Below are 25,110 nucleotides of genomic sequence, written 5' to 3' on the forward strand. Positions count from 1 at the left end.
CGCGGCGTTCACGACATCCTGATTGCCGTCACTGACGGGCTCAAGGGCATGCCCGAAGCGCTGGCCGCCGTATTCCCCGCCACCACGCTGCAGACCTGCATCGTCCACCTCATCCGCAACAGCCTCGATTACGCCAGTTGGAAAGACCGCCGGGGACTGGCCGCGGCGATCAAACCGATCTACGCCGCGCCCAGCGCGGAAGCCGCTCAGGCCGAACTCGATGCGTTTGCGGATGGGCCGTGGGGCCAGAAATTCCCGACTGTCAGTAGCGCGTGGCGCAACGCCTGGGATCGCGTGATCCCGTTCTTTGCGTTCCCTCCGGGTGTGCGCAAGATCATCTACACGACGAACGCGATTGAAAATATCAACTCGCAGCTGCGCAAGATCATCAAGACCCGTGGCCACTTCCCGAGCGACGAGGCCGCGACCAAACTCATCTGGCTGGCCTTGCGCAACATCACCGCGAATTGGGGAAGTGCCGCGCATGACTGGAAGACGGCCATGAACCAGTTCGCTATCCTTTACGCAGATCGATTCGTTCGGCCTTCCGTGTAATTACTCAACCTGCCTTGAACACGGAAATCCTGACACCCCCGCGGTCACTTTTCTTTGTCTTGCCAAAGAAAAGTAACCAAAAGAAAGGCGCTCGAAATCGCATGACTTCCCGGTGCCATGGCCAGCAGAGTGGTCCGCACAAAAGTGTCCGCGCCAGTCAGAACAACGGAGTGGTTCGAGCAATGGTTCTGACACCTCTCACTACCCAACAGAGCGGTATACCCTCCGCTAGCTCCATCCTCGCTACGCTCGGCTGCAAGGTACTTCAGGGCGTGCGGTTGCGTTCGCGCTTCTCCACGAACTGTCAGTGCCGGCACTCTTCCCGCTCTCGGCATTTATATGACCAGGTCATTTGACTATCGGTGTCTCCGATAGCACGTGTTTGCGGCCCCCATTTTCTCGCAAGGCTTTCCTGCGTATCGAAAATACAGTGGGTCCCTGCTGAGGACGGGCAATGTCGGCATGGTGGGGATGGACCTGTCGGCCGAGCGAAGCGAGGACGGAGCTAGCGGAGGGTATACCGCTCTGTTGGGTAGTGAGAGGTGTCAGAACCATTGCTCGAACCACTCCGTTGTTCTGACTGGCGCGGACACTTTTGTGCGGACCACTCTGCTGGCCATGGCACCGGGAAGTCATGCGATTTCGAGCGCCTTTCTTTTGGTTACTTTTCTTTGGCAAGACAAAGAAAAGTGACCGCCGCCCCGCGCAGGGGCGACGCTAATGGACCGACACGATCACGGGCATTTCACGAAAACCGCAAGCAACCCGCCAACCGGCAAAAGCCCCAAAATACCGCCAAACGGCAGCTGCCCCTTCCCGAGAGGGGAAAAAAACCAAAACCTTCCGATAGAACCCGTCGCAATTCCGCAAGACGCTTGCGTCACCCTTACCTAAACTTGATCCTGTTGAACCCTCTTACGAAACCGAAAGGAACGACCATGACGACCTCGACCGTGACCCGCCAGACATTCGACGAAGTGATGGTGCCGGTATTTTCCCCCGCCCCGTTCGTGCCGGATCGCGCAGAGGGCTCCCGCGTGTGGGACACGGCCGGCCGTGAATACATCGATTTCGCGTGCGGCATCGCGGTGACGTCGCTGGGCCACGGCCACCCGGAACTGCTGAAGGTGCTCGACGAGCAAAGCCGCAAGCTCTGGCACATCGGCAACGGCTACACGAACGAGCCCGTGCTGCGCCTCGCGAAGCGCCTCGAATCGCTGACCTTCGCCGATCGCGCATTCTTCGCGAACTCGGGCGCGGAAGCGAACGAAGCCGCGCTGAAGCTCGCGCGCCGCGTCGCATTCGATCGCCACGGCGCCGACAAATTCGAAATCGTGTCGTTCGTCCAGTCGTTCCATGGCCGCACGTTCTTCACGGTCAGCGTCGGCGGCCAACCGAAATACTCGGAAGGCTTCGGCCCCGTGCCGGAAGGCATCAAGCACCTGCCGTTCAACGACATCGAAGCCGCGAAGGCCGCGATCGGCCCGAAAACCTGTGCCGTGATCGTCGAGCCGGTGCAGGGCGAGGGCGGCGTGATCCCGGCCGATCCGGCGTTCCTGAAGGCGCTGCGCGAAGCATGCGACGCCAACGACGCACTGCTGATCTTCGACGAAGTGCAAACGGGCGTGGGCCGTACGGGCCAGTTCTACGCTTACATGGACACGGGCGTCACGCCGGACATCCTCACGACCGCGAAAGCGCTCGGCAACGGCTTCCCGATCGGCGCGATGCTGACGACGAACGAACTGGCCGCGCACTTCAAGGTCGGCGTGCACGGCACGACGTACGGCGGCAACCCGCTCGCGTCGGCGATCGCGGACAAGGTTGTCGAACTGATCGGCGATCCGGCCCTGCTCGAAGGCGTGCGCGAACGCAGCGTGCGCCTGAAGGGCGCGCTCGAACGCATCAACGCGCGTTTCGGCATCTTCAAGGACGTCCGCGGCAAGGGCCTGCTGGTCGGCGCGGAACTCACCGCCGCATTCGACGGCCGCGCGAAGGACTTCGTCACCGCCGCCGCCGAGAACGGCCTGATCATGCTGATCGCCGGGCCGAACGTGCTGCGCTTCGTCCCGTCGCTGGTGATCCCGTTCGACCTGCTCGACGAAGGCATGAAGCGCTTCGAGAAGGCAGTCGAACAAGTGCTCGCCGCACAGGAAGCCACCGCGCGCTGATCGGCGCGCCCATCGCAGACAGGAACGACGATGCTATTTGTTCGCCCCGGCAAACTCACGGATCTCGATGCGCTCGCGCACATGGCGCGCACCGCGCAGCCGGTCCTGCACTCGCTGCCGCACGACCGCGCGGCGCTCGAAGCGCGTGTGGCGCTCTCCGAGGATTCGTTTCGCGCGGACGTCGACTTCGCCGGCGAGGAGTTCTATCTCTTCGTGCTCGAGGATTCGTCGACCGGCAAGCTGCTCGGCACGGCGAGCATCGTGGCCGCGGCCGGCTACTCGGAACCGTTCTACGCGTTCCGCAACGACGCACTGATCCACGCGTCGCGCGAGCTGCACGTGAATCGCAAGATCCACGCGCTCACGATGTCGCACGAGCTGACCGGCAAGAGCCGGCTCGCGGGCTTTTACGTCGATCCGTCGCTGCGCGGCGACGCGGCCGCGCATCTGATCTCGCGCGCCCGGATGATGTATATCGCCGCTAACCGTCGCCGCTTCACGCCGGAAGTCTTCACGCTGCTGCTCGGCGTGAGCGACGCCACGGGCGCGTCGCCGTTCTGGGAAGCGGTGGGCCGCAAGTTCTTCGGCCGCGACTTCACCGACGTCGATATCGCGTCGGGCGGCCGCAGCCGCACGTTCATCGCGGAAGTGATGCCGGCCTATCCGCTCTACGTGCCGCTGCTGCCGGAAGCCGCGCAGCGCGTGCTCGGCGAGCCGAACGAAACGGCGTTGCTCGCGTACGACATCCATCTCGAGGAAGGTTTCGAGCCCGATCGCTTCGTCGACATCTTCGACGCCGGCCCGGTGCTGACCGCGCAGGTCGACCGCACCGCGTGCGTGAAGCACGGCTCGGAGCGCGTCGTGCGCGAGGCCGCGCATCAGCAGGGCGACGTCGCGTACATGGTGTCGACGGGCAGCGGCGAATCGTTCCGCTGCGTGCTGGCAGACCTGCCGGGCGACGCGCACGATGCGCCGCTGGCCGGCGACGTGCGCGCGGCGCTCGATGTGAAGGAAGGCGATGTGGTGCGCTGCGTGCCGCTGCATCGCCGCAGCGATGAAGATTTGACGGGAGACGCAGCATGATCGTCGTTCGGGTCGTACAAACGGGCGACGTCGACGCGCTCGTGTCGCTCGCGCAGGAAACCGGGCCGGGCCTGACCACGTTCAAGCCCGACCGCGACGCGCTCGCCGCGCGCATCGAGCGCTCGCGCCGCACGCTCGAAGGCCGGGCCGCACCGGGTGAAGCCGGCTACTTCTTCGTGATGGAAGACTCGAAGACGGGCGACATCGCAGGCGTGTGCGGAATCGAAACGCAGGTCGGCCTCGAGCAACCGTTCTACAACTATCGCGTGAGCACGGTCGTGCACGCGAGCCAGGAGCTCGGCGTGTGGACGCGGATGTCCGCGCTGAACATCTCGCACGACCTGACGGGCTACGCGGAAGTCTGCTCGCTGTTCCTGAGCCCGCGCTATCGCACGGGCGGCGTCGGCGGTCTGCTGTCGCGCTCGCGCTTCATGTTCATCGCGCAGTTCCGCGACCGCTTTCCGGAACGCATCTGCGCGGAACTGCGCGGCCACTTCGACGAGGACGGCACGTCGCCGTTCTGGCGCGCGGTCGGTTCGCACTTCTACCAGATCGATTTCAACGCGGCCGACTACCTCAGCTCGCACGGCCGCAAGTCGTTCCTCGCGGAACTGATGCCGCGCTACCCGGTGTACGTCGACCTGCTGCCGCAGGACGCGCAGGACGCGGTCGGCCTCACGCACCGCGACACGCTGCCGGCCCGCAAGATGCTCGAAGCGGAAGGGCTGCGTTACCAGAACCACGTCGACATCTTCGATGCGGGCCCCGTGCTCGAATGCCACGTCAACGACCTGCGCACGGTGCGCGAGAGCGTCGTCGTGCCGGTCGCGATCGGCGTGCCCGATGCGCGTGACGACGCGCCGAAGTCGCTCGTGTCGAACACGTCGCTCGGGGATTTCCGCGTCGGCGTCGCGCCAGGCGTGGTCGCGAACGGCTCGTTCGTGCTGTCGGCCGACGATGCCGTCGCGCTCGACGTGAAGGCCGGCGATCCGGTCCGCGTGCTGCCGCTCAAAGTCAAACAGGGATAAACGAATCATGACGGAACTCTTCATCGACGGCGCCTGGGTCGCAGGCTCGGGCCCCGTCTTCGCTTCGCGCAACCCCGGTACCGACGAGATCGCATGGCAGGGCGCAAGCGCGTCGGCCGCCGACGTCGACCGTGCGGTCGCGAGCGCGCGCCGCGCGTTCGCCGGCTGGTCGGCGCTCGACTTCGAAGCACGCTGCGAGATCGTCAAGCGCTTCGCCGCCTTGCTTGCCGAACGCAAGGAAGCGATCGCGACCGCGATCGGCCGCGAAACGGGCAAGCCGCTGTGGGAAGCACGCACCGAAGTCGCGGCGATGGCCGCGAAGGTCGGCATCTCGATCCAGGCCTACCAGGAACGCACCGGCGAGAAGCGCCAGGACATGGCCGACGGCGTCGCGGTGCTGCGTCACCGGCCGCACGGCGTCGTCGCGGTGTTCGGCCCGTACAACTTCCCCGGCCACTTGCCGAACGGTCATATCGTGCCGGCGCTGATTGCCGGCAACACGGTCGTGTTCAAGCCGTCCGAACTCGCGCCAGGCGTTGCGCGCGCAACGGTCGAGGTATGGAAGGAAGCCGGGCTGCCCGCTGGCGTGCTGAACCTCGTGCAGGGCGAGAAGGACACCGGCATCGCGCTCGCGAACCATCGGCAGATCGACGGGCTGTTCTTCACCGGCAGCTCGGATACCGGCACGCTGCTGCACAAGCAGTTCGGCGGCCGTCCGGAAATCGTGCTCGCGCTCGAGATGGGCGGGAACAACCCGCTCGTGATCGGCGAAGTCGAGGACATCGACGCGGCCGTGCATCACACGATCCAGTCGGCGTTCCTGTCGGCCGGCCAGCGCTGCACGTGCGCGCGCCGCATCTTCGTGCCGCAGGGCGCGTTCGGCGACCGCTTCCTCGCGCGCTTTGCCGACGTCACGTCGAAGATCACCGCCGACGTGTTCGACGCCGATCCGCAGCCGTTCATGGGCGCGGTGATCTCGGCGCGCGCGGCCGCGAAGCTGGTCGACGCGCAGTCGCGCCTGATCGAGCAGGGCGCGAAGCCGATCGTCGCGATGACGCAGCGCGATCCGCGCCTCGGCTTCGTGAACGCGGCGATCGTCGACGTGACGGGCGTCGCGAACCTGCCCGACGAAGAACATTTCGGCCCGCTCGCGCAGATCGTCCGCTATGCGACGTTCGACGACGCGCTCGAGCGCGCGAACGACACGGCGTTCGGCCTGTCGGCAGGCCTGCTGGCCGACGACGCGAAGGTGTGGGAGCACTTCCGCCGCACGATCCGCGCCGGGATCGTCAACTGGAACCGGCCGACCAACGGTGCGTCGTCCGCCGCGCCGTTCGGCGGCACGGGCCGCTCGGGCAACCATCGCCCGAGCGCGTACTACGCGGCCGACTATTGCGCGTATCCGATGGCGTCGGTGGAAAGCACGCAACTGACTTTGCCCGCGAGCCTGTCGCCGGGCCTGCATTTCTGATCGAGGGAACGACGATGAACGCACAAGAAGCCAATTTCGACGGGCTCGTCGGCCCGACCCACAACTACGCCGGGCTGTCGTTCGGCAACGTGGCGTCGCTGAACAACGAGAAGTCGGCCGCGAACCCGAAGGCCGCCGCGAAGCAAGGGCTGCGCAAGATGAAGCAGCTCGCGGATCTCGGCTTCGCGCAAGGCGTGCTGCCGCCGCAGGAGCGGCCGTCGCTGCGCCTGCTGCGCGAGCTCGGCTTCTCGGGCAAGGACGCCGACGTGATCGCGAAGGCCGCGAAACAGGCGCCCGAGCTGCTCGCCGCGGCGAGTTCGGCGTCGGCGATGTGGACCGCGAACGCGGCCACCGTCAGCCCGTCGGCGGATACGAGCGACGGCCGCGTGCACTTCACGCCGGCGAACCTGTGCAGCAAGCTGCATCGAGCGATCGAACACGAAGCGACGCGCCGCACGCTGTCGACGCTGTTCGCGGACCCCGCGCACTTCGCGGTGCATGAAGCGCTGACGGGCACGCCGGCGCTCGGCGACGAAGGCGCGGCGAACCACACGCGCTTCTGCGCCGAATACGGCAAGCCGGGTATCGAGTTCTTCGTGTACGGCCGTGCCGAATACCGCCGCGGCCCGGAGCCGAAGCGCTTCCCGGCGCGCCAGACCTTCGAGGCGAGCCGCGCGGTCGCGCATCGTCACGGGCTCGCCGAGGAAGCGACGGTCTACGCGCAGCAGGATCCGGACGTGATCGATGCGGGCGTGTTCCACAACGACGTGATCTCGGTCGGCAACCGCGATACGCTGTTCACGCACGAGCGCGCGTTCGTCAACAAGCAGGCGATCTACGACACGTTGACCGCCGCGCTCGACGCACGCGGTGCGCGCCTGAACGTAATCGAGGTGCCGGACGCGGCCGTGAGCGTCAACGACGCGGTGACGTCGTATCTGTTCAACAGCCAACTGCTGTCGCGCGCGGATGGGTCGCAGGTGCTCGTCGTGCCGCAGGAATGCCGCGAGAACGCGAGGGTCGCCGCCTATCTCGACCAGCTCGCGGCCGGCAACGGCCCGATTCGCGACGTGCTCGTGTTCGACCTGCGCGAAAGCATGAAGAACGGCGGCGGCCCCGCGTGCCTGCGCCTGCGCGTCGTGCTGACCGAGGCAGAGCGCGCGGCCGTCACGTCGAACGTGTGGATCAACGATACGCTGTTCGCGTCGCTCGACGCGTGGATCGACAAGCACTATCGCGATCGCCTCGCACCGGAAGACCTCGCGGATCCGGCGCTGCTCGACGAGTCGCGCACGGCGCTCGACGAGCTCACGCAGATCCTGCGCGTCGGCTCGCTGTATGACTTCCAGCGCTGAGGCACGGATGCCGGCCGTCGCGCTGCTAGACGATTTTCTCGCGTTCACGCTGGCCGGTGATGCGCCGGCCGTCAAGGACGGCGCCTGCGCGGGCGGCGCGGTGCGCTGGCGATGGCTCGGCGACGGGCTGCTCGCGCTCGAACCGGCAGCGGCCGACGCCGCGGCGCGCGCGAGCGTGCTCGTGTCGGCCGGCGTGCACGGCGACGAGACCGCGCCGATCGAGTTGCTGTCGATGCTGGTGCGCGATCTGGCGTCGGGCGCGCTGCCGCTCGCGTGCCGGCTGCTCGTCGTGCTCGGCAACGTGCCGGCGATGCGCGCGGGCGAACGCTATTTCGACGACGACCTGAACCGGCTGTTCAGCGGTCGTCACGCACAGGCGCCCGCGAGCCGCGAAGCGCCGCGCGCCGCGCAACTCGAAGCGGCGGCGTCCGCATTCTTCGCGGCGGCGCCGGCGGCCGGCGCACGCTGGCACATCGACATGCACACGGCGATTCGCGCCTCGGTGTTCGAGCAATTCGCGCTGCTGCCGTACACGGGCACGCCGCCCACGCGCACAATGGTCGAATGGCTCGGCGACGCCCGCATCGCGGCCGTGCTGCTGCATACGGCGAAAGGCAATACGTATTCGCATTTCACGGCCGAGCATTGCGGCGCGCTTGCGTGCACGCTGGAACTCGGCAAGGTGCGGCCGTTCGGCCAGAACGACCTGACGCGCTTCGCGCCGGCCGATCGCGCGGTGCGCAAGCTCGTGTCGGGGGGGCCGACGGATGGCGATGCCGGGGGCGGCCATCCGTCGCTGCCGCGCGTTTTCACTGTGATCGATCAGATCACGAAGCAGAGCGACGCGCTCAAGCTGTTCGTCGCGGCCGACGTCGCGAATTTCACCGCGTTCCCGCGCGGCACCGTGCTCGCGCAGGACGGCGACTATCGCTATACGGTGCAGCACGACGAGGAACGCATCGTGTTCCCGAACCCGACCGTGAAGCCGGGGTTGCGCGCGGGCCTGCTCGTCGTCGATACGACGCGCGACACGCTGGCCGCGCTCGTCTGATCGATGCGCCATCGGGCGGACCGCGGCGCTCGCGGCCCGCGCATCGTTCTGCGGTCCATTCATTTTTGCGACGACGCCCGTACGCCGCGCACACGGTGAGCGGGCCGCGCTTGCATATTTGCGACACCGTCTTGCAAGTTCGACAGGTCGCGTGGCGGCCGCCGCGCACGCAGCGCAGCATCGCGTATCGGTGGCCGCTTTGCCATATGGGGCCGCGCGGATTGGTACAATCGCGGCCTTGCGGCTGTTGCGCCGCATCACGACGCGGCGTCGACATTGCCGGTGTCATCCGACCCTGCGATGATGCATGCGCCCGTCGTTCCGGAACATTCGAGTATCGAGGAGAACACCTGATGAAGTTGGATTGGCGTAAAGTGGCCGCGCATGCGGTGGTGGCGGCATCGGCGGTGGCGGCAGGCAGCGCGTTTGCCGCGGATCTGAAGGAGATCCGGTTCGGCGTCGAGGCCTCGTACGCACCGTTCGAATACAAGACGCCCGACGGCAAGCTGACCGGCTTCGACATCGATATCGGCAACGCGGTGTGCGCGAAGCTGAAGACGAAGTGCGTGTGGGTCGAGAACGACTTCGACGGCCTGATCCCGGCGCTGCAGGCGCGCAAGTTCGACGCGATCAATTCGGACATGACGATCACCGACCAGCGCAAGCACGCGATCGCGTTCACCGACCCGATCTACACGATTCCGAACCAGCTGATCGCGAAGCAGGGCAGCGGCCTGCTGCCGACCCCGCAATCGCTGAAGGGCAAGCGCGTCGGCGTGCTGCAGGGCACGATCCAGGAAGCGTACGCGAAGAAGAAGTGGGCGCCGGCCGGCGTTGAAGTCGTGCCGTACCAGACGCAGGATCTGGCGTATGCCGACCTGAAGTCGGGCCGTCTCGATGCGACCTTCCAGGATTCGGAAGCCGGCTCGAAGGGCTTCCTGACGAAGCCGCAAGGCCAGGGCTTCGCGTTCGCGGGCGGCACGGTCAGCGACACCGAGATTCTCGGCTCGGGCGTCGGCTTCGGCCTGCGCAAGAACGACGCGGCGCTGAAGATCGCGCTCGATCAGGCGCTGAAGGAGTTGAAGGCCGACGGCACGATCGACAACCTCGCGAAGAAGTACTTCAGCGTACCCGTCACGCTCAAGTAAGCGTTTCGTTCGATCGCACGATGGTAAAAAACCGGCCGCCGATGCGGCCGGTTTGCTTTGGTGGAGCGCAAACGGCGGGGCCGAGCGTCAGCCGGGCGGCGCGGGAAAGAACCGCCCGAGCTCGCGCGCGAGTTCGTTGAGCACGGCCATCTCCTGCTGCGAGATCTTGCGCGCGGGCTGCCCGCCGGCCCAGTCGCCGTACAGCAGCGCGACGCTCGTTGCGCCGACGCGCACGGGCAGCAGCACGAACGCGCGCGTGTCGTCGAACACGTCGAGATACCACGCGGGCAGGCGCTTCATCATCTTCGGCTCCTGCGCCTGCTCGATGAAGATCCCGACCGAGTTCGAGATCGCGAGATGAAACACGTCCGGCTCGAAGCGCTCGTCGAAGCGCAGCCGGTCGAGCGCCGTATCGACGCCGGGGCCGAAGCCCAGACGCGCGGCGAACGTGCCGTCGTCGTGACGCACGAACATCACGGTGCGCGTGAAGGCGAGGCCGGCCAGCAGGCTTTCCGACGCGAGCGCGAGCACCGGCGTCAGCACGTGCTCGGACGGCAGCGCGCGCAGGTCCGCGAGGCCGGCTTCGAGGCATGCCTCGGGCTCGGCCTGCGCGCGCGCGATCGCATCGGCGTTCGCGCGCAGCTCGACGATCTCGCGCATCACGGTGTCGCTCGCTTCCTCGCGCGCGAGGCGCTCGGCGATGTCGACGAGCGCTGCGGGTTCCATGCCGAGTGCCGGGCTGCAGTGCAGCGCGAGCGCCGCGACGCGCGCGTCGCGCTGCGGGCCGGCCGGCAGCGCGAGCGCACTTGCGACGTCGGTCGAGCAGCGGCTCACCGCGCGCAGCCAGTGGATACGGTCGGCCGGGCCGCGATCGGCCGGGCCGTCGTCGGCGGCGACCGCCGGGCAACAGCCGCCCACGCCGTCATCGTCGAATGCGTCGGCACAGGTCGCGTGGCCGTCGTCGTTGGCCATCCCCGCGCGGATCACGTCGGGCAGCCGCCACCGCGCGGCCGCCTCGAGGCCGATCTCGTCGAAGCCGACGCCGAGCACGTCGGCGCAGGCGGCCGATTCGTCGCCGTTCAGCTCGGCCGCGCGGCGGCGGATGCGGTCCCATTCGCTGTCGAGATAGCAGACCACCAGCAGCTTGCCGACCTGGCGCATCAGCGTGCAGACGACGGCTTCCTCGCCCGCGCGCAGTTCGACGCGCTCGGTGAGCTTGCGCGCGACGCAGCCGGACAGCAGCGCGCGGTTCAGCTCCAGCTTCGCGTCGATGCGCCGCGGCGTGCTCTGATGGAAATGGTCGACGAGCTTGAGCCCGACGACGAGATGGCCGACGGCGTCCATGCCGAGCACCATCAGCGCGCGGGTCACGGTGGTAATGTTGCCGCCGAACGCCATGTACATCGCGGAGTTCGCGAGGCGCAGCACTTTCTGCGTGAGTGCGAAGTCCGACAGCACGACGCGCACGAGCGCGGTGAAGTCGAGGTCGTCGTTCTTCATCGCGGCCATCGTCGCGCGCAGCGATTCCGACAGCAGCGGGAAATCGCCCCGCTCGTTCATCCGGGCCCACAGCTTGTCGAGCAACGCGGTGCGGGGCAGGTGTTCGGTGATTGACATACGGATCTGTTCGGTTCGCCGCGCGCGTCAGGCGGCGGCGTGCAGGTGCAGCTGCTGCGCCTCGAAGCGCCGCGCGAGCTCCTCGGACGGCAGCGCCTGGCAGACGAGCCAGCCCTGGATGTGATTGCAGCCCATCTCCGTCAGCAGCTCGCGCTGCGCCTCGGTCTCGACGCCTTCGGCGACGAGCTCGAGATCCAGTGTTTGCGCGAGGCCGACCACCGCCGACACGATCGCGCGGTCGTTGCGCGACGTCAGCAGGTTCTCGACGAAACTGCGATCGATCTTCAGCTTCGCGAGCGGGAAGCGCTGCAGATAGGTGAGGCTCGAATAGCCGGTGCCGAAATCGTCGATCGCAAAGCGGATGCCGAGGCCGGTCAGCTCCTCGAGCAGCATTTTCGCGTGCGCGGGATCGTGCATCAGCAGGCTCTCGGTGATTTCGAGCACGATACGGCGCGGGTCGATGCCGGTCAGCGCGATCGCCTCGCGCACGCTTTGCGTGAAGCGCGGGTCGCGGAACTGCTGCGGCGACACGTTGACCGCCACGTATTGCAGCGCGAGCCCCTGGCCGTCCCACGCGACGAGCTGCATGCACGCGGCCTTGAGCACCCAGTTGCCGAGGTAGTTGATCAGGCCAATCGATTCGGCGAGCGGGATGAAGGTGGCCGGCGGCACGAGGCCGTGCACCGGATGGCGCCAGCGGATCAGCGCCTCGACGCCGACCACCGCGCCCGACTGGCTGCGCGTGATCGGCTGGAAATGCAGCGAAAACTCGCCGTTGCGCACGCCGTCGTACAGGTCGGCTTCGAGCTTGAGCCGTTCGGCGTCGGCCGGGTCGTCGACGGGTGCATGGAACGCGAGCGCGTTGCCGCCCGATGCCTTTGCCTGCGCGAGCGCGTGGTCGGCGCGGCGCAGCAGCGGGCTGTGGTGCTGCGCCCGATGCGGCGCGGCACGTTCGTCGGGGTAGAGCGCGATGCCGATGCTCGCGGACAGGTGCACGGTTTGCCCCTGGTACACGTAGGGCTCGCGCACCGCGGCCTGCAGCCGGCGCGCGAGCGCATCGGCGGTCTGGCTCGCCTGCGTGCGGTCCGGTGCGCTCAGCACGACCGCGAACTTGTCGCTCGCGACGCGTGCGAGCCGCTCGTTCGGCGTGACGAGCGCCTGCAGCCGCTGCGCGGTCTCGCGCAGCAGCATGTCGCCCGCGTCGTAGCCGAGCGCGCGGTTGATCCGCTGGTAGTCGTCGAGGTCGAGCAGCAGCAGCGCCGCGCAGGTGCCGTCCTCGTCGGCGGTCTGTTGCGCGCGCATCAGCGCCGGCACGAGCGCGGACAGGTTGTCGAGCCCCGTCATCGGGTCGTGGTGCATTTCGTACGTCAGGCGTGCCTCGAGCGCGCGCCACGACGATACGTCGAAGGCCGCGATCGCGAAGCCGTCGACGCCGTGGTGGCGGCTCTTGAACGCGCGAACCTCGACGTCCAGCGGGTAGGTGAGCGACTTGACGATGCACATCGTCGCCTTCTCGACCTGGCCGGAACGTGCGGCGCGGGCGAGCAGCCCTTCGAGCGCCGGGGTATCCTGTTCGGCGATCAGGTCGCGCAGCGTCAGCGTATGCAGGTAGTCGCGGTGGTAGCCGATGAAGCGCAGGCTGGCGTCGGACACATACAGAAAGCGCAGTTCGCGGTCCACATGGGCGAGGAAATCCACCGTGCCGACCGTCTGTTCCAGCCAGTTGCGCACGGAATCGTCGCGGCGCGGCGCGACGGCGCGCGCGGGCATCAGCGCGCCGCCCGACCGGGCGAAGCGGCGCAGCGTATGCAAGGCGCTGCGCCAGGAGCCCTTGCGTGACGTCTGTTTCCTGTTGGCTTCCATGTTTCTCGCTGACGTGAAGGGCTGGAACCGGTTGTCCGGAAGGAATAACGGCAGACTGTGCGGAATCTTTAACGGGCCGGCCGCGGGCGGCGCTGCCGCGGATCCGGATCATCGACACGGGTGTTCGGCAGGCGAACGCTCACGTGGCCTACATCGGGCTGACTTTATAAGAAATGAGGACGCAGATGAAGCGAAAACTGTTGCTGGGCGCCGTGGCGGCGCTGGTGGCCGGCCATGCGCTGCTGGCGCAGGCGGAACTGAAGCCGGGCGCGGCGGCGCCCGATTTCACGACGCAGGCGTCGCTGGGCGGCAAGACTTACACGTACTCGCTCGCGGACGCACTGAAGCAGGGGCCGGTCGTGCTGTATTTCTATCCGGCGGCGTTCACGAAGGGCTGCACGATCGAGGCGCATGCGTTCGCGGACGCGGTCGACCGTTACAAGGCTTACGGCGCGACGGTGATCGGCGTATCGGCCGACAACATCGACACGCTGACGAAGTTCTCGGTGAGCGAGTGCCGGAGCAAGTTCCCTGTGGCGGCCGATCCGGATGCGAAGATCATCCGCGAATACGACGCGAAGCTGCCGGCGCTCGACCGCGCGAACCGCGTGTCCTACGTGATTTCGCCGGAAGGGAAGATTCTCTACGAATACACGAGCCTGTCGCCCGACAAGCACGTCGAGAACACGCTCGCCGCCGTGAAGGCGTGGGCCGACGCGCATCCGAAGCAGTAAGCGGCTGCCCCGCGCGTGAAAACGGCCCGTCGTGCGGGCCGCGGGCACGGGCATGCGCCGCCTGCCGGCGGCGCGCAACGGGCCGTTACGCGCGCAAGGCCTGTTCGATCGGCACGCTGCCGCCGACGAAGCCGACGACCTTGCGCGAGATGCCGAGCTTGATCGCCTCGATCGCGGCCCATGCCACGTCCTGGCGCGAGACGGGCGGCGCGGGCTCGAGCCACGTGTCGGTCAGCGCGATCTTGCCGACGCCCGGGTCGTCCGTGAGCGGGCCCGGGCGCAGGATCACGTAATCGACGCCCGACGCGATCACGCGATCGTCGCCTTCGCGCTTCATCTGCGAATAGTGGTGCAGCGCGTCCGGCCCCTGCTCGGGCCGGTATGCGGACAGCGAGCTGACCACCACGAGCTTCTGCGCGTTGTAGGCGAGCGCGTACTCGGCCGCGCGGGCGACCGCGTCGCGGTCGACCTGTTCCTCTTCGGTCGCGCCCTCCGATTCGGCCGAGCCTGCCGCGTAGATCACGTGCGTGATGCCCTGGAACGCGTGCGAGAAATCGTTCGTCAGATCGGCCTCGACGACCCGCGCGCCCGGCAGCGCATAGCCGTGCCGGCGCACGAGCGCCGTGAGCTCGAACTCCGGCTGCTCGAGCAGCAGATCCGCGCAGGCCCGGCCCGTCCGGCCGGTCGCGCCAATCAGCAGTACCTTCGTCGTCATGAAACCGCTCCTTGCTCGATGCGTCATCCACCCAGATAGGGACGGACGACCGATAACTCAAGTGTAATGTCGAATCGGCCCGGCGGCGGGCGCGTAATAAGGGGCATACCGCGCGGGCGTACCGGCGAGCGCATACCCCCACGGGTGGCGGCGTTCGTTCACACGGATGCGGGAATGACGCGCCGACCGGCTATCATGTGCGCGATGCATTTTTCGCCGCTACGTGTGAATAACGCGTCGGCCCACCGGTTGGAGTACACATGGCATTACCCCTGGACAACGTGAGCATGGCCGTATTCTGCGACTTCGAGAACGTCGCGCTCGGCGTGCGCGACGCGAAGTACGAGAAATTCGACATCAAGCCCGTGCTGGAGCGGCTGCTGCTGAAAGGCAGCATCGTCGTGAAGAAAGCCTATTGCGACTGGGATCGCTACAAGGGTTTCAAGGCGTCGATGCACGAAGCCAGCTTCGAGCTGATCGAGATTCCGCACGTGCGCCAGTCGGGCAAGAATTCGGCCGACATCCGGCTCGTCGTGGACGCGCTCGATCTCTGCTACACGAAGTCGCACGTCGATACGTTCGTGATCATCAGCGGCGATTCGGATTTTTCGCCGCTCGTGTCGAAGCTGCGCGAGAACGCGAAGAAGGTGATCGGCGTCGGCGTGAAGAAATCGACGTCGGATCTGCTGGTCGCGAACTGCGACGAATTCATCTTCTACGACGATCTGGTGCGCGAGCAGCAGCGTGCGCTCGCGAAGCGCGAACAGCAGCAGCGCGCGAGCAACGGCGGCGCGAAGCGACCCGACGAGCCGTCGCGCAAGCACGACATGGACGCGCGCAAGGCCGAGGCGATCGCGCTGGCGGTCGAGACGTTCGACGCGCTCGCGTCGGAGCGCGACGACGTCGGCAAGATCTGGGCGTCGGTGCTCAAGAGCGCGATCAAGCGCCGCAAGCCGGACTTCAACGAGTCGTACTACGGATTCCGCGCGTTCGGCAACCTGCTCGACGAGGCGCAGGCGCGCGGCCTGCTCGAAGTGGGGCGCGACGACAAATCGGGTGCGTTCGTGTCGCGGGCTCGCCAGTCGGCTGCAGCCGAGCCCGTCGCGGCAGGCGGTGAGGGCGGCGCGGCGTACCACGGCGCCCAGCGCGGCACGCGCGCGGCGGAGCCGGCGCCGGCCGGTCGCGGGGCGCGCCGGCGCGAGGAGCGGGCGGAAGCGGTCATTCACGAAAGCGTGCAGGTCGACACGGAAGACGCGGCGCTTGCCGAGGTCGCCGACGCGGCGCCGGCCGAAACGCGCGACACGTCCGACGTGGCCGAGGTGGCCGACGCTCAGGGTGACGCGAAGGATGGCCGCAAGCGTGCGCGCAAGAGCGCGGCAAAGAAGACCGGCGCGAAGAAGGGCGCGGCCGCGAAGGGCGCCGGTCGCCACGCGGCCGGCAAGCCGGACGCCGCCGCGCAGGGCGACGCGACGCAGGGTGGCGATGCGCACGCGCACGGCCAGCATGCGGACGAACCGCATCGCGACGCGGCGCATGACGAGGGGCACGCGGTGGCGGCGCCCGCCGAGCCGGCGTCTCGCGCTTCCGGCGCCCGGGACGAGGCCGCGCAACCGTCGCACGACGTGGCGCCGGCCGAAGCGCCGCCCGAAGGGACTGCCGAAGCACCGGCCGCCGCCAAGCCGAAGGAGCCGGCCCGCAAGGCGGCGCCGCGTGCGCGTCGGCCGCGCAAGACGACGGCTGCCGCCGAGTAACGGGTAACGGCGGGGTAACGGCGGCCGGCGGCAGTCGCGCGATCGGCCGGGTTTCGTCCGCAACCGGGCGACACCCGCGCCGCGCTGTCCGGGCCGGCGCCACGCCGGCCTGCCGCGCTAGCCGTTCAGCACGTACGGCTGCGTCATCACTTCGAGGAAGTGACCGTCCGGATCGTCGAAGTACACGCCGCGTCCGCCGTTGTGGCGGTAGATGTCATCGGCTTGCCGCTTCGCCGGATCGGCCCAGTGCGGCAACCCGCGTTCGCGGATGCGTGCGAGCACGCGATCGAAGCCGGCTTCGTCGATCAGGAACGCGTAATGCTGCGACCGGATTTCCCCCGCCTGTTCGTAAAAATCGAGCGACACGCCATTGTCGAGCGCGACGACCAGCATCGCGCCAAACGGCGTCGGCGGCGGCAGTTCCAGCAGGTCGGTGAGGAAGCGGCTCGATGCGCGCTTGTCGCGGCACCAGACGATCGTGTGGTTGAGCTGGACGTTCATGGCGGGTTCCCGGGAAGGGCGCGGCCGTGGGCATGCACACACGATAGCTGATTGCTGCCCGTGTTCAAGCGCGGAAAGCGCCCGCCTGGGCGGCGGCCGCTTTCCATCACTCGCCGGCGACCGCCGGCCCGCCGGTATTGCCGCGGCGGTTGCGGCGCTTCTCGGCCCACACGCGCAGCCGGTCCATGTACAGGTAGACGACCGGCGTCGTATAGAGCGTCAGCACCTGCGACACGATCAGGCCGCCGGCGATCGCGATCCCGAGCGGCGCGCGCAGCTCGGCGCCGTCGCCGCTGCCGAACGCGAGCGGCAGCGCGCCGAGCAGCGCCGCCATCGTCGTCATCATGATCGGCCGGAAGCGCAGCAGGCACGCCTCGTGGATCGCATCGAACGACGACTTCCGGTTGTTGCGCGTCTGGTCGATCGCGAAGTCGACCATCATGATCGCGTTCTTCTTCACGATGCCGATCAGCAGGATCACACCGATCAGCGCGATGATGCTGAACTCGGTCTTGAACAGCAGCAGCGCGAGCAGCGCGCCGACGCCGGCCGACGGCAGCGTCGACAGGATCGTGATCGGGTGGATGTAGCTCTCGTACAGGATCCCGAGCACGATGTAGACGGCCAGGAGTGCCGCGAGGATCAGGATCGGCTGATCGTTCATCGATTGCTGGAACGCCTGCGCGGTGCCCTGGAAGCTGCCGACGATCGTCGGCGGCACGCCGATCTGCGCCATCGTCTGATAGATCACCTGGGTCGCCTGCGACAGCGACACGCCCGGCGGCAGGTTGAACGAGATCGTGGTCGCGACGAACAGCCCCTGGTGGTTGACCGACAGCGGCGTCGTGCTCGGCCCGAACGTCGCGATCGCCGACAGCGGGATCATCGTCGACTTCGACGTCGACACCGACGCGCCCGACGACGCGCTCGACTTGCCGCTCGCCGCGATCGCGTTGAGCGCCTGATTGCGCGCGGAATCGGATGCGATCGCCGCGGCGCTCTGCGTGGCCGTGCCCGCGCTCGACGTGCCGGCCGAGGTCGCGACGAAGGTGCCGGCGGCCGCGTTGGTGGTCTGCGAGCCATTCGCGCTGCCGCCCGACGTGCTGATCCACACCTGGTTCAGCATCTCCGGGCTCTGCCAGTACTTCGGCGCGACTTCCATCACGACGTGGTACTGGTTCAGCGGGTTGTAGATCGTCGAGACCTGGCGCTGGCCGAACGCGTCGTACAGTGTGTTGTCGATCTGTGCAGGCTTGATGCCGAACCGTGCGGCCGTCGCGCGGTCGATCGTCACCATGGCCTCCATGCCGCCTTGCTGCTGGTCGGAGTTCACGTCGGTCAGCTCGGGGCGCTTCTGCAGCGCCTCGGTCAGGATCGGCCCCCACTTGTACAGGTCGGCGCTCGAATCGCCGAGCAGCGTGAACTGGTACTGCGCGTTGCTCTGCCGGCCGCCCACGCGAATGTCCTGCGCGGCCTGCAGGAACGTGCTCGCGCCTGCCACGTCCGCCAGCCGCGGGCGCAGTTGCTGGATCACCTGGTCGGCCGACAGCTTGCGCTCGGTGCGGTCCTTCAGCGTGACGAACATGAAGCCGGAGTTGGTCTGCGTGCCGCCGGTGAAGCCCGCGACGCTCTTCACGTTCGGGTTGGCCTGCACGATCCGCATCATCTCGGAGAACTTCAGCTTCATCGCCTGGAACGACGTCGACTGGTCGGCCCGAATGCCGCCGATCATCAACCCGGTGTCCTGCTGCGGGAAGAAGCCCTTCGGCACGACGACGTACAGGTAGACGTTCAGCCCGATCGTCGCGAACAGCGTCAGCAGGATCAGCAGCGGCCGGCGCAGCGCCCACGACAGCGAGCGCTCGTAGCCGCGCTGCATGCGCGCGAAGCCGCGTTCGAGGAAGCGCCCGAAGCGGCCCTCGTCGCGCGGGTCGTGCTTGTCGGGCAGCAGGCGCGCGCACATCATCGGCGTGACCGTGAGCGACACCGCGAGCGACACGGCGATCGCGAGCGACAGCGTCAGCGCGAACTCGCGGAACAGCCGCCCGACGATCCCGCCCATCAGCAGGATCGGCAGGAATACCGCGACGAGCGAGATGCTCATCGACAGCACCGTGAAGCCGACTTCGCGCGCGCCGTCGAGCGCCGCCTGCATCCGCGACTTGCCGTTCTCGATGTGCCGCGCGATGTTCTCGAGCACGACGATCGCGTCGTCGACGACGAAGCCGGTTGCGACGATCAGCGCCATCAGCGACAGGTTGTCGATGGAAAAGCCGAGCAGGTACATCGCGCCGAACGTGCCGACGATCGAGATCGGCACCGCGACGCTCGGGATCAGCGTCGCGCGCCAGTTGCGCAGGAACAGGAACACGACCATCACGACGAGGCTGATCGCGATCAGCAGCGTGTGTTCGGTGTCCTTCAGCGACGCGCGGATGGTGGTCGAGCGGTCGAGCACCGGCGTGACCGTGATGTCGGCCGGCAGCGACGCGGTGAGCTGCGGCAGCGCCGCGCGCACGCGATCGAGCGTCTCGATGATGTTCGCGCCGGGCGAACGGTAGAGGATCACGAGCACCGCGCGCTTGCCGTTCGACAGGCCGAGGTTGCGCAGGTCCTCGACCGAATCGACGACGTCGGACAGATCGGACAGCCGCACGGCCGAGCCGTTGCGGTACGCGACGACGAGGTCGCGGTATTGCGACGCCTGGGACGCCTGGTCGTTCGTATAGAGCTGGAAGCGCTGCGGGCCGAACTCGATCGCGCCCTTCGGCGCGTTGGCGTTCGCGGAAGCCAGCGCCGCGCGCACGTCCTCGAGGCCGATCCCGTAGTGGAACAGCGATTGCGGTTCGAGCTCGACGCGCACGGCCGGGTTCGCGGAGCCGCTCACGGTGACCTGGCCGATCCCGTCGATCTGCGACAGCGACTGCTGCAGCACCGTCGACGCCGCGTCGTACACCTTCGCCGGCGACGCCGTCTCCGACGTCAGCGACACGACCATGATCGGCGAATCGGCCGGGTTGACCTTGCGGTAGGTCGGATTGCTCTTCAGCGCGGCGGGCAGGTCGGCGCGCGCCGCGTTGATCGCGGCCTGCACGTCGCGCGCGGCGCCGTCGATGTCGCGGTTCAGGCCGAACTGCAGGATGATCCGTGCGTTGCCGACCGTGCTCGTCGACGTCATTTCGGAGACGTCCGCGATCGATCCGAGGTGCCGTTCGAGCGGGCTCGTCACGCTGGTCGCGACCGTTTCCGGGCTCGCGCCCGGCAGCGACGCCTGCACCGAGATCGTCGGGAAGTCGACCTGCGGCAGCGGCGACACCGGCAGCTTGATGAACGCGAACAGGCCCGCGAGCGCGACGCCGAGCGCGAGCAGCGTCGTCGCGACGGGGCGGTTGATGAAGGGGCGCGACAGGTTCATGTCGGCACTCGCTGGGCCGCCGCGTGTTCCGACGGATGCGTTTTCGGGAGATGGGGGGGCTGCGCCCCCCCACGCGAACGAAGTGAGCGTGGGGGTTGTTTCATTTACGCACCCGTGTGCTTGCCTGCATCGGCGCCCGGCCCGTGGCGTTCGAACCAGCCGCGCACGCGGCGCGCGAGCGAGTCGAAGCCGAGGTAGATCACCGGCGTCGTGAACAGCGTCAGCACCTGCGACACGATCAAGCCGCCGGCGATCGCGATCCCGAGCGGCTGGCGCAGCTCGGAGCCCGCGCCCGAGCCGACGATCAGCGGCACCGCGCCGAGCAGCGCGGCGAGCGTCGTCATCAGGATCGGCCGGAACCGCAGCAGGCACGCCTGGTAGATCGCCTCGCGCGGCGGCTTGCCTTCGACGCGTTCAGCCTCGAGCGCGAAGTCGATCATCATGATCGCGTTCTTCTTCACGATGCCGATCAGCAGCACGATGCCGATGATCCCGATGATGTCGAGGTCGTGCCCGGTGATCATCAGCGCGAGCAGCGCGCCGACGCCGGCCGACGGCAGCGTCGACAGGATCGTGATCGGATGGATGTAGCTCTCGTACAGCACGCCGAGCACGATGTACATCGTGACGACCGCCGCGAGGATCAGGAACAGCTGGTTCGACAGCGACGCCTGGAACGCGAGCGCCGCGCCCTGGAAGCGCGTCTGGAATGAGCCGGGCAGGCCGATGTCCTTCTCGGCGGCCTCGATCGCCTTGACCGCTTCGCCGAGCGACGCGCCTGGCGCGAGGTTGAACGAGATCGTCGTCGACGGGAACTGCGACAGGTGCGCGACCAGCAGCGGCGACGGCCGCTCGTGGAACGACGCGATCGACGACAGCGGCACCTGGCCGCCGCCGGCCGACGGCAGGTAGATGTCGTTCAGCGATTGCGCGTAGTGCTGCTCCTTCGGCTCCGACTCGAGAATCACGCGGTACTGGTTCGATTGCGTGAAGATCGTCGACACGATGCGCTGGCCGAACGCGTCGTACAGCGCGTTGTCGACGGTCGCCGGCGTGATGCCGAAGCGCGCGGCGCTCGCGCGGTCGATCTCGATGTACACCGACTGCCCGTTGCTCTGCAGGTCGGTCGCGACGTCGGCGAGCGACGGCTCCTGCTGCAGCCGCGCGACGAGTTTCGGCACCCAGGTCGCGAATTCGTCGGCGTTCGGGCTCGTCAGCATGAACTGGTACTGCGTGGGGCTGACCGTCGAGTCGATCGTCAGATCCTGCACCGGCTGCATGAACAGCGAAATGCCGGTGATGTTCGACACGCGCTGCTGCAGGTCGCGGATGATCTGCGCGGCGGTTTCGTTGCGTTCGTCGCGTGCCTTCAGGTTGATCAGCATCCGGCCGCTGTTCAGCGTGATGTTGCTGCCGTCGACGCCGATGAACGACGTGAGGCTGTCGACGTTCGGATCCTTCAGGATCTCGGCCGCGAGCGCCTGCTGGCGTTCGGCCATCGCGCCGTACGAGATCGACTGCGGCGCCTGCGTGATCGCCTGGATCACGCCGGTGTCCTGCGCGGGGAAGAAGCCCTTCGGCACGTAGACATAGAGCAGGGCGGTCAGCCCGAGCGTCAGCAGTGCGACGACGAGCGTCGAGCGCTGCCGGTTCAGCACCCATTCGAGCGCCACCGCGTAGCGCGCGATCACCCAGTCGATCGCGCGGTGCACGCGCGCCTCGAAGCGATGGCTCTCCGGCGGCGGCGAATGGCGCAGCAGCTTCGCGCACATCATCGGCACGAGCGTGAGCGACACGATCGCCGAGATCACGATCGTCACCGCGAGCGTGATCGCGAATTCGTGGAAGAGGCGCCCGACCACGTCACCCATGAACAGCAGCGGGATCAGCACCGCGATCAGCGAGACCGTCAGCGAGATGATCGTGAAGCCGATCTGCCGCGAGCCCTTCAGCGCGGCCTCGAGCCCCGATTCGCCTTCCTCGACGTAGCGCGCGATGTTCTCGATCATCACGATCGCATCGTCGACGACGAAGCCGGTCGCGATGGTGAGCGCCATCAGCGACAGGTTGTTCAGCGAGAAGCCGGCCATGTACATCACCGCGAGCGTGCCGATCAGCGACAGCGGCACCGACAGGCTCGGGATGATCGTCGCGTAGACGTTCGCGAGGAACAGATACATCACCAGCACGACGAGCGCGACCGCGAGCAGCAGCTCGAACTGCACGTCGCGCACGGCCGCGCGGATCATCGTCGTGCGATCGGTGACGATCTCGACGTCGAGCGCGGCCGGCAGCGTCTCCTGCAGCTTCGGCAACTGCGCCTTGATCGCGTCGACGGTCGCGATCACGTTCGCGCCCGGCTGGCGCTGCACGTTCAGGATGATCGCGGGGTCCGAATTCACCCACGCGCCGAGCTTGGTGTTCTCCGAGCCGGCGACGACCGTCGCGACGTCGGTCAACATCACCGGGCGGCCGTTCTTGTACGCGACGACCGCGCTGTTGTACTGGTCGGCGCTCGTCAACTGGTCGTTCGCGTTGATCGTGTACGCGCGCGTCGGGCCGTCGAAGTTGCCCTTCGGCGTGTTGACGTTCAGGTTCGAGATCGTCGTGCGCAGGTCGTCGAGGTTCATCCCGTACTTCGCGAGCGCGGTCGGGTTCGCCTGGATCCGCACGGCCGGCCGGTTGCCGCCCGACAGGCTGACGAGGCCGACGCCGGCGATCTGCGAGATCTTCATCGCGAGGCGCGTGTCGGCCAGGTCCTGCACCTGCGTGAGCGGCAGCGTCTTCGACTTGACGGCGAGCGTCAGCACCGGCGCATCGGCCGGGTTCACCTTCGCGTAGATCGGCGGGGCCGGCAGATCGGACGGCAGCAGGTTGCCGGCCGCGTTGATCGCGGCCTGCACTTCTTGTTCGGCGATGTCGAGCGGCAGGTCGAGCGAGAACTGCAGCGTGATCACCGATGCACCGGCCGAGCTTTGCGACGACATCTGGTTCAGCGACGGCATCTGTCCGAACTGGCGTTCGAGCGGCGCGGTGACCGACGACGTCATCACTTCCGGGCTCGCGCCCGGATAGAAGGTCTGAACCTGGATCGTCGGGTAGTCGACCTCGGGCAGCGCGGCGAGCGGCAGGAACCGCAGCGCGACGAGACCGGCCAGCATGATCGCCGCCATCAGGAGAGCGGTGCCGACCGGCCGGAGAATGAAGAGGCGGGATGGATTCATCGAGCGGCCCGCGCGTTACTGGGCCGCGGGGGCCGCTGCCTGCGACGCGCCGTGCCGGTGTCCGCCGCGATGACCGCCGGCGCCCGATGCCGCACCTGCGCCGTGCGCGCCCGACGCGCCTTTCGGCTTGTCGGCCGGAATCGAGATCTTCGCGCCTTCGCGCAGGCGATCCGAGCCGTCGGTCACCACGCGCTCGCCGAGCGCGACGCCGCTGACGATGCTCGTGCGTTCGCCGTCGACCGGGCCGACCGTGACCTTGCGCACGGTCACCGTGTTGTCGGGTTTCACGACGTAGACGAACTGGCCGATCGAGCCCGTCAGCACGGCGGAGGTCGGCACGATCGTCGCGTTGCGTATCACGTCGACGAGCAGCCGCGTGTTCACGAACTGATTCGGGAACAGCATGCCTTCCTTGTTATCGAAGTTCGCGCGCAGCTTGACCGTGCCGGTGCTCGTGTCGATCTGGTTGTCGAGCGTCGCGAGCGAGCCCGTCTCGAGCGGCACCGTGTTGTTGCGGTTGTAGGCGGTGACCGACAGCTTCCGGCCCGCGTTCACCTGCTTGAGAATCTGCGGCAGATTGTCTTCCGACGTCGTGAAGATCACGCTCATCGGCTGCAACTGCGTGATCACGACGATACCGTTGGTGTCGCCCGGCGTCACGTAGTTGCCCGGGTCGACCTGGCGCAGGCCGACGCGACCGGAGACGGGCGCCGTGATGCGCGCATACGTGAGATTGAGTTTCGCGGAATCGATCGCGGCCTGGTCGGTTTTCACCGCGCCTTCGTACTGCTTGACGAGCGACGCCTGCGTATCGACGGTTTGCGACGCGATCGAGTCCTGCGACAGCAGCGTCTGGTAGCGCTTCAGGTCGAGGCGGGCCGTCGCGAGCAGCGCCGCGTCGCGGGCATGCGTGCCTTCGGCGTTCTCGAGCGCGACCTGGTACGGGCGCGGATCGATCTGCGCGAGCACGTCGCCCTTCCTGACGATCTGGCCTTCCTGGAACGACACCGACTGCAGGTAGCCCGACAGTTGCGTCTTCACCGTCACGTTCGCGAGCGGCGTGACGGTGCCGAGCGCGGACAACACGATCGGCATCTCGCCCTGCGTCGCGGTGGCGACCTGCACCGGCTGCGGCACGTTCGCCATCGCAGCAGGGCCGCCGCGGCCGCGATGGCTGCCCGCAGCGGCGCTGGCGCCCGCGCCTTTCGCGGTGTTGCCTGCCGCCGGCGTGCGGTTCCACGGGTGCCACCACAACAGGCCGCCGATGACGACGACCGCGACGGTCCCGAGCAGCAGCGTGCGGCGCGGGCGGCGTGCGACGGTGGGTGCGGGGTCTTTCGAAGGGGGCGTGGGCTTTTGTTCGTTATCCATCGTGTTCTGTCAGGAAGACGGCGCGGCGGCCCGGAAATCGGGCTGCTCGGCTGCGCG

General features: G+C 67.6%; 17 protein-coding genes. 10 read left to right on the forward strand and 7 right to left on the reverse strand.

Annotation, left to right across the window (positions count from 1 at the left end):
* The 8 genes from WT24_RS26635 to WT24_RS26670 form a co-directional block, all read left to right on the forward strand.
* The coding region (locus tag WT24_RS26635; protein ID WP_156441729.1) for an IS256 family transposase at nucleotides 1-555 on the forward strand (555 nt) is incomplete at its 5' end.
* A gap of 938 nt (nucleotides 556-1,493) precedes the next feature.
* Nucleotides 1,494-2,726, forward strand: a complete 1,233-nt coding sequence (locus WT24_RS26640) for an aspartate aminotransferase family protein (RefSeq protein ID WP_059501812.1) — start codon at nucleotides 1,494-1,496, stop codon at nucleotides 2,724-2,726.
* A 30-nt stretch (nucleotides 2,727-2,756) separates the two neighbouring features.
* Nucleotides 2,757-3,809, forward strand: a complete 1,053-nt coding sequence (gene aruF, locus WT24_RS26645) for an arginine/ornithine succinyltransferase subunit alpha (protein ID WP_059791431.1) — start codon at nucleotides 2,757-2,759, stop codon at nucleotides 3,807-3,809.
* Complete coding sequence (gene astA, locus WT24_RS26650) at nucleotides 3,806-4,837, forward strand: arginine N-succinyltransferase (RefSeq protein ID WP_059501816.1); 1,032 nt, start codon at nucleotides 3,806-3,808, stop codon at nucleotides 4,835-4,837. The genes aruF and astA overlap by 4 nt, the downstream gene beginning before the upstream one ends.
* Before the next feature lie 7 nt (nucleotides 4,838-4,844).
* Nucleotides 4,845-6,308 (forward strand): succinylglutamate-semialdehyde dehydrogenase, encoded by a 1,464-nt coding sequence (astD, locus tag WT24_RS26655; RefSeq protein WP_060036312.1) that lies wholly within the window; start codon nucleotides 4,845-4,847, stop codon nucleotides 6,306-6,308.
* A gap of 14 nt (nucleotides 6,309-6,322) precedes the next feature.
* On the forward strand, nucleotides 6,323-7,663 hold the full coding sequence (gene astB / locus WT24_RS26660) for an N-succinylarginine dihydrolase (protein WP_059501819.1): 1,341 nt from the start codon (nucleotides 6,323-6,325) through the stop codon (nucleotides 7,661-7,663).
* A gap of 7 nt (nucleotides 7,664-7,670) precedes the next feature.
* Nucleotides 7,671-8,714: a succinylglutamate desuccinylase gene (astE, locus tag WT24_RS26665; protein WP_179949400.1), complete on the forward strand. Its 1,044-nt coding sequence runs from the start codon at nucleotides 7,671-7,673 to the stop codon at nucleotides 8,712-8,714.
* A gap of 353 nt (nucleotides 8,715-9,067) precedes the next feature.
* Entirely contained in the window at nucleotides 9,068-9,862 is a 795-nt protein-coding gene (locus WT24_RS26670) for an ABC transporter substrate-binding protein (protein WP_060036314.1), read from the forward strand.
* Between the two features lie 87 nt (nucleotides 9,863-9,949).
* On the opposite strand, the gene WT24_RS26675 is transcribed toward WT24_RS26670, so the two are convergent.
* Together WT24_RS26675 and cdpA are read right to left on the reverse strand one after the other, a co-directional pair.
* Nucleotides 9,950-11,479, reverse strand: a complete 1,530-nt coding sequence (locus WT24_RS26675) for an HDOD domain-containing protein (protein ID WP_060036315.1) — start codon at nucleotides 11,477-11,479, stop codon at nucleotides 9,950-9,952.
* Nucleotides 11,480-11,506: 27 nt separating this feature from the next.
* Nucleotides 11,507-13,249, reverse strand: a complete 1,743-nt coding sequence (gene cdpA, locus WT24_RS26680) for a cyclic di-GMP phosphodiesterase CdpA (RefSeq protein ID WP_218921581.1) — start codon at nucleotides 13,247-13,249, stop codon at nucleotides 11,507-11,509.
* A gap of 278 nt (nucleotides 13,250-13,527) precedes the next feature.
* Between cdpA and WT24_RS26685 the strand changes: the two genes are divergently transcribed.
* Complete coding sequence (locus tag WT24_RS26685) at nucleotides 13,528-14,076, forward strand: peroxiredoxin (RefSeq protein WP_059791418.1); 549 nt, start codon at nucleotides 13,528-13,530, stop codon at nucleotides 14,074-14,076.
* Nucleotides 14,077-14,161: 85 nt separating this feature from the next.
* Here WT24_RS26685 and WT24_RS26690 read toward each other — a convergent pair whose 3' ends face one another.
* A complete protein-coding gene (locus tag WT24_RS26690; RefSeq protein WP_034206834.1) occupies nucleotides 14,162-14,791 on the reverse strand; it encodes an SDR family oxidoreductase in 630 nt (209 codons plus the stop codon).
* A 260-nt stretch (nucleotides 14,792-15,051) separates the two neighbouring features.
* Here WT24_RS26690 and WT24_RS26695 point away from each other — a divergent pair, with 260 nt between their 5' ends.
* Nucleotides 15,052-16,542 carry an NYN domain-containing protein gene (locus WT24_RS26695; protein WP_060036317.1) on the forward strand — a complete coding sequence of 497 codons (1,491 nt, stop codon included), beginning with the start codon at nucleotides 15,052-15,054 and terminating at the stop codon, nucleotides 16,540-16,542.
* 117 nt (nucleotides 16,543-16,659) lie between these two features.
* On the opposite strand, the gene WT24_RS26700 is transcribed toward WT24_RS26695, so the two are convergent.
* The 4 genes from WT24_RS26700 to WT24_RS26715 form a co-directional block, all read right to left on the reverse strand.
* Nucleotides 16,660-17,043 (reverse strand): VOC family protein, encoded by a 384-nt coding sequence (locus WT24_RS26700; RefSeq protein WP_059501832.1) that lies wholly within the window; start codon nucleotides 17,041-17,043, stop codon nucleotides 16,660-16,662.
* Nucleotides 17,044-17,149: 106 nt separating this feature from the next.
* Complete coding sequence (locus WT24_RS26705) at nucleotides 17,150-20,458, reverse strand: efflux RND transporter permease subunit (protein WP_059501834.1); 3,309 nt, start codon at nucleotides 20,456-20,458, stop codon at nucleotides 17,150-17,152.
* A 104-nt stretch (nucleotides 20,459-20,562) separates the two neighbouring features.
* Nucleotides 20,563-23,682 (reverse strand): MdtB/MuxB family multidrug efflux RND transporter permease subunit, encoded by a 3,120-nt coding sequence (locus WT24_RS26710; protein WP_060036318.1) that lies wholly within the window; start codon nucleotides 23,680-23,682, stop codon nucleotides 20,563-20,565.
* Between the two features lie 15 nt (nucleotides 23,683-23,697).
* Entirely contained in the window at nucleotides 23,698-25,053 is a 1,356-nt protein-coding gene (locus WT24_RS26715) for an MdtA/MuxA family multidrug efflux RND transporter periplasmic adaptor subunit (protein WP_060036319.1), read from the reverse strand.
* Nucleotides 25,054-25,110: the final 57 nt, after the last annotated feature.

The organism is Burkholderia sp. MSMB1078WGS (assembly GCF_001528895.1).
GTDB lineage: Bacteria > Pseudomonadota > Gammaproteobacteria > Burkholderiales > Burkholderiaceae > Burkholderia.

Excerpts from the sequence above, each read along its gene's own strand:
- WT24_RS26675 (WP_060036315.1), bottom strand. The coding sequence starts at position 11,479 with ATGTCAATCACCGAACACCTGCCCCGCACCGCGTTGCTCGACAAGCTG.
- cdpA (WP_218921581.1), bottom strand. The coding sequence starts at position 13,249 with ATGCCCGCGCGCGCCGTCGCGCCGCGCCGCGACGATTCCGTGCGCAAC.
- aruF (WP_059791431.1), top strand. The coding sequence starts at position 2,757 with ATGCTATTTGTTCGCCCCGGCAAACTCACGGATCTCGATGCGCTCGCG.
- astB (WP_059501819.1), top strand. The coding sequence starts at position 6,323 with ATGAACGCACAAGAAGCCAATTTCGACGGGCTCGTCGGCCCGACCCAC.
- WT24_RS26715 (WP_060036319.1), bottom strand. The coding sequence starts at position 25,053 with ATGGATAACGAACAAAAGCCCACGCCCCCTTCGAAAGACCCCGCACCC.
- astA (WP_059501816.1), top strand. The coding sequence starts at position 3,806 with ATGATCGTCGTTCGGGTCGTACAAACGGGCGACGTCGACGCGCTCGTG.
- WT24_RS26710 (WP_060036318.1), bottom strand. The coding sequence starts at position 23,682 with ATGAATCCATCCCGCCTCTTCATTCTCCGGCCGGTCGGCACCGCTCTC.
- WT24_RS26700 (WP_059501832.1), bottom strand. The coding sequence starts at position 17,043 with ATGAACGTCCAGCTCAACCACACGATCGTCTGGTGCCGCGACAAGCGC.
- WT24_RS26690 (WP_034206834.1), bottom strand. The coding sequence starts at position 14,791 with ATGACGACGAAGGTACTGCTGATTGGCGCGACCGGCCGGACGGGCCGG.
- WT24_RS26640 (WP_059501812.1), top strand. The coding sequence starts at position 1,494 with ATGACGACCTCGACCGTGACCCGCCAGACATTCGACGAAGTGATGGTG.
- WT24_RS26685 (WP_059791418.1), top strand. The coding sequence starts at position 13,528 with ATGAAGCGAAAACTGTTGCTGGGCGCCGTGGCGGCGCTGGTGGCCGGC.
- WT24_RS26705 (WP_059501834.1), bottom strand. The coding sequence starts at position 20,458 with ATGAACCTGTCGCGCCCCTTCATCAACCGCCCCGTCGCGACGACGCTG.
- WT24_RS26695 (WP_060036317.1), top strand. The coding sequence starts at position 15,052 with ATGGCATTACCCCTGGACAACGTGAGCATGGCCGTATTCTGCGACTTC.
- astD (WP_060036312.1), top strand. The coding sequence starts at position 4,845 with ATGACGGAACTCTTCATCGACGGCGCCTGGGTCGCAGGCTCGGGCCCC.
- WT24_RS26670 (WP_060036314.1), top strand. The coding sequence starts at position 9,068 with ATGAAGTTGGATTGGCGTAAAGTGGCCGCGCATGCGGTGGTGGCGGCA.
- astE (WP_179949400.1), top strand. The coding sequence starts at position 7,671 with ATGCCGGCCGTCGCGCTGCTAGACGATTTTCTCGCGTTCACGCTGGCC.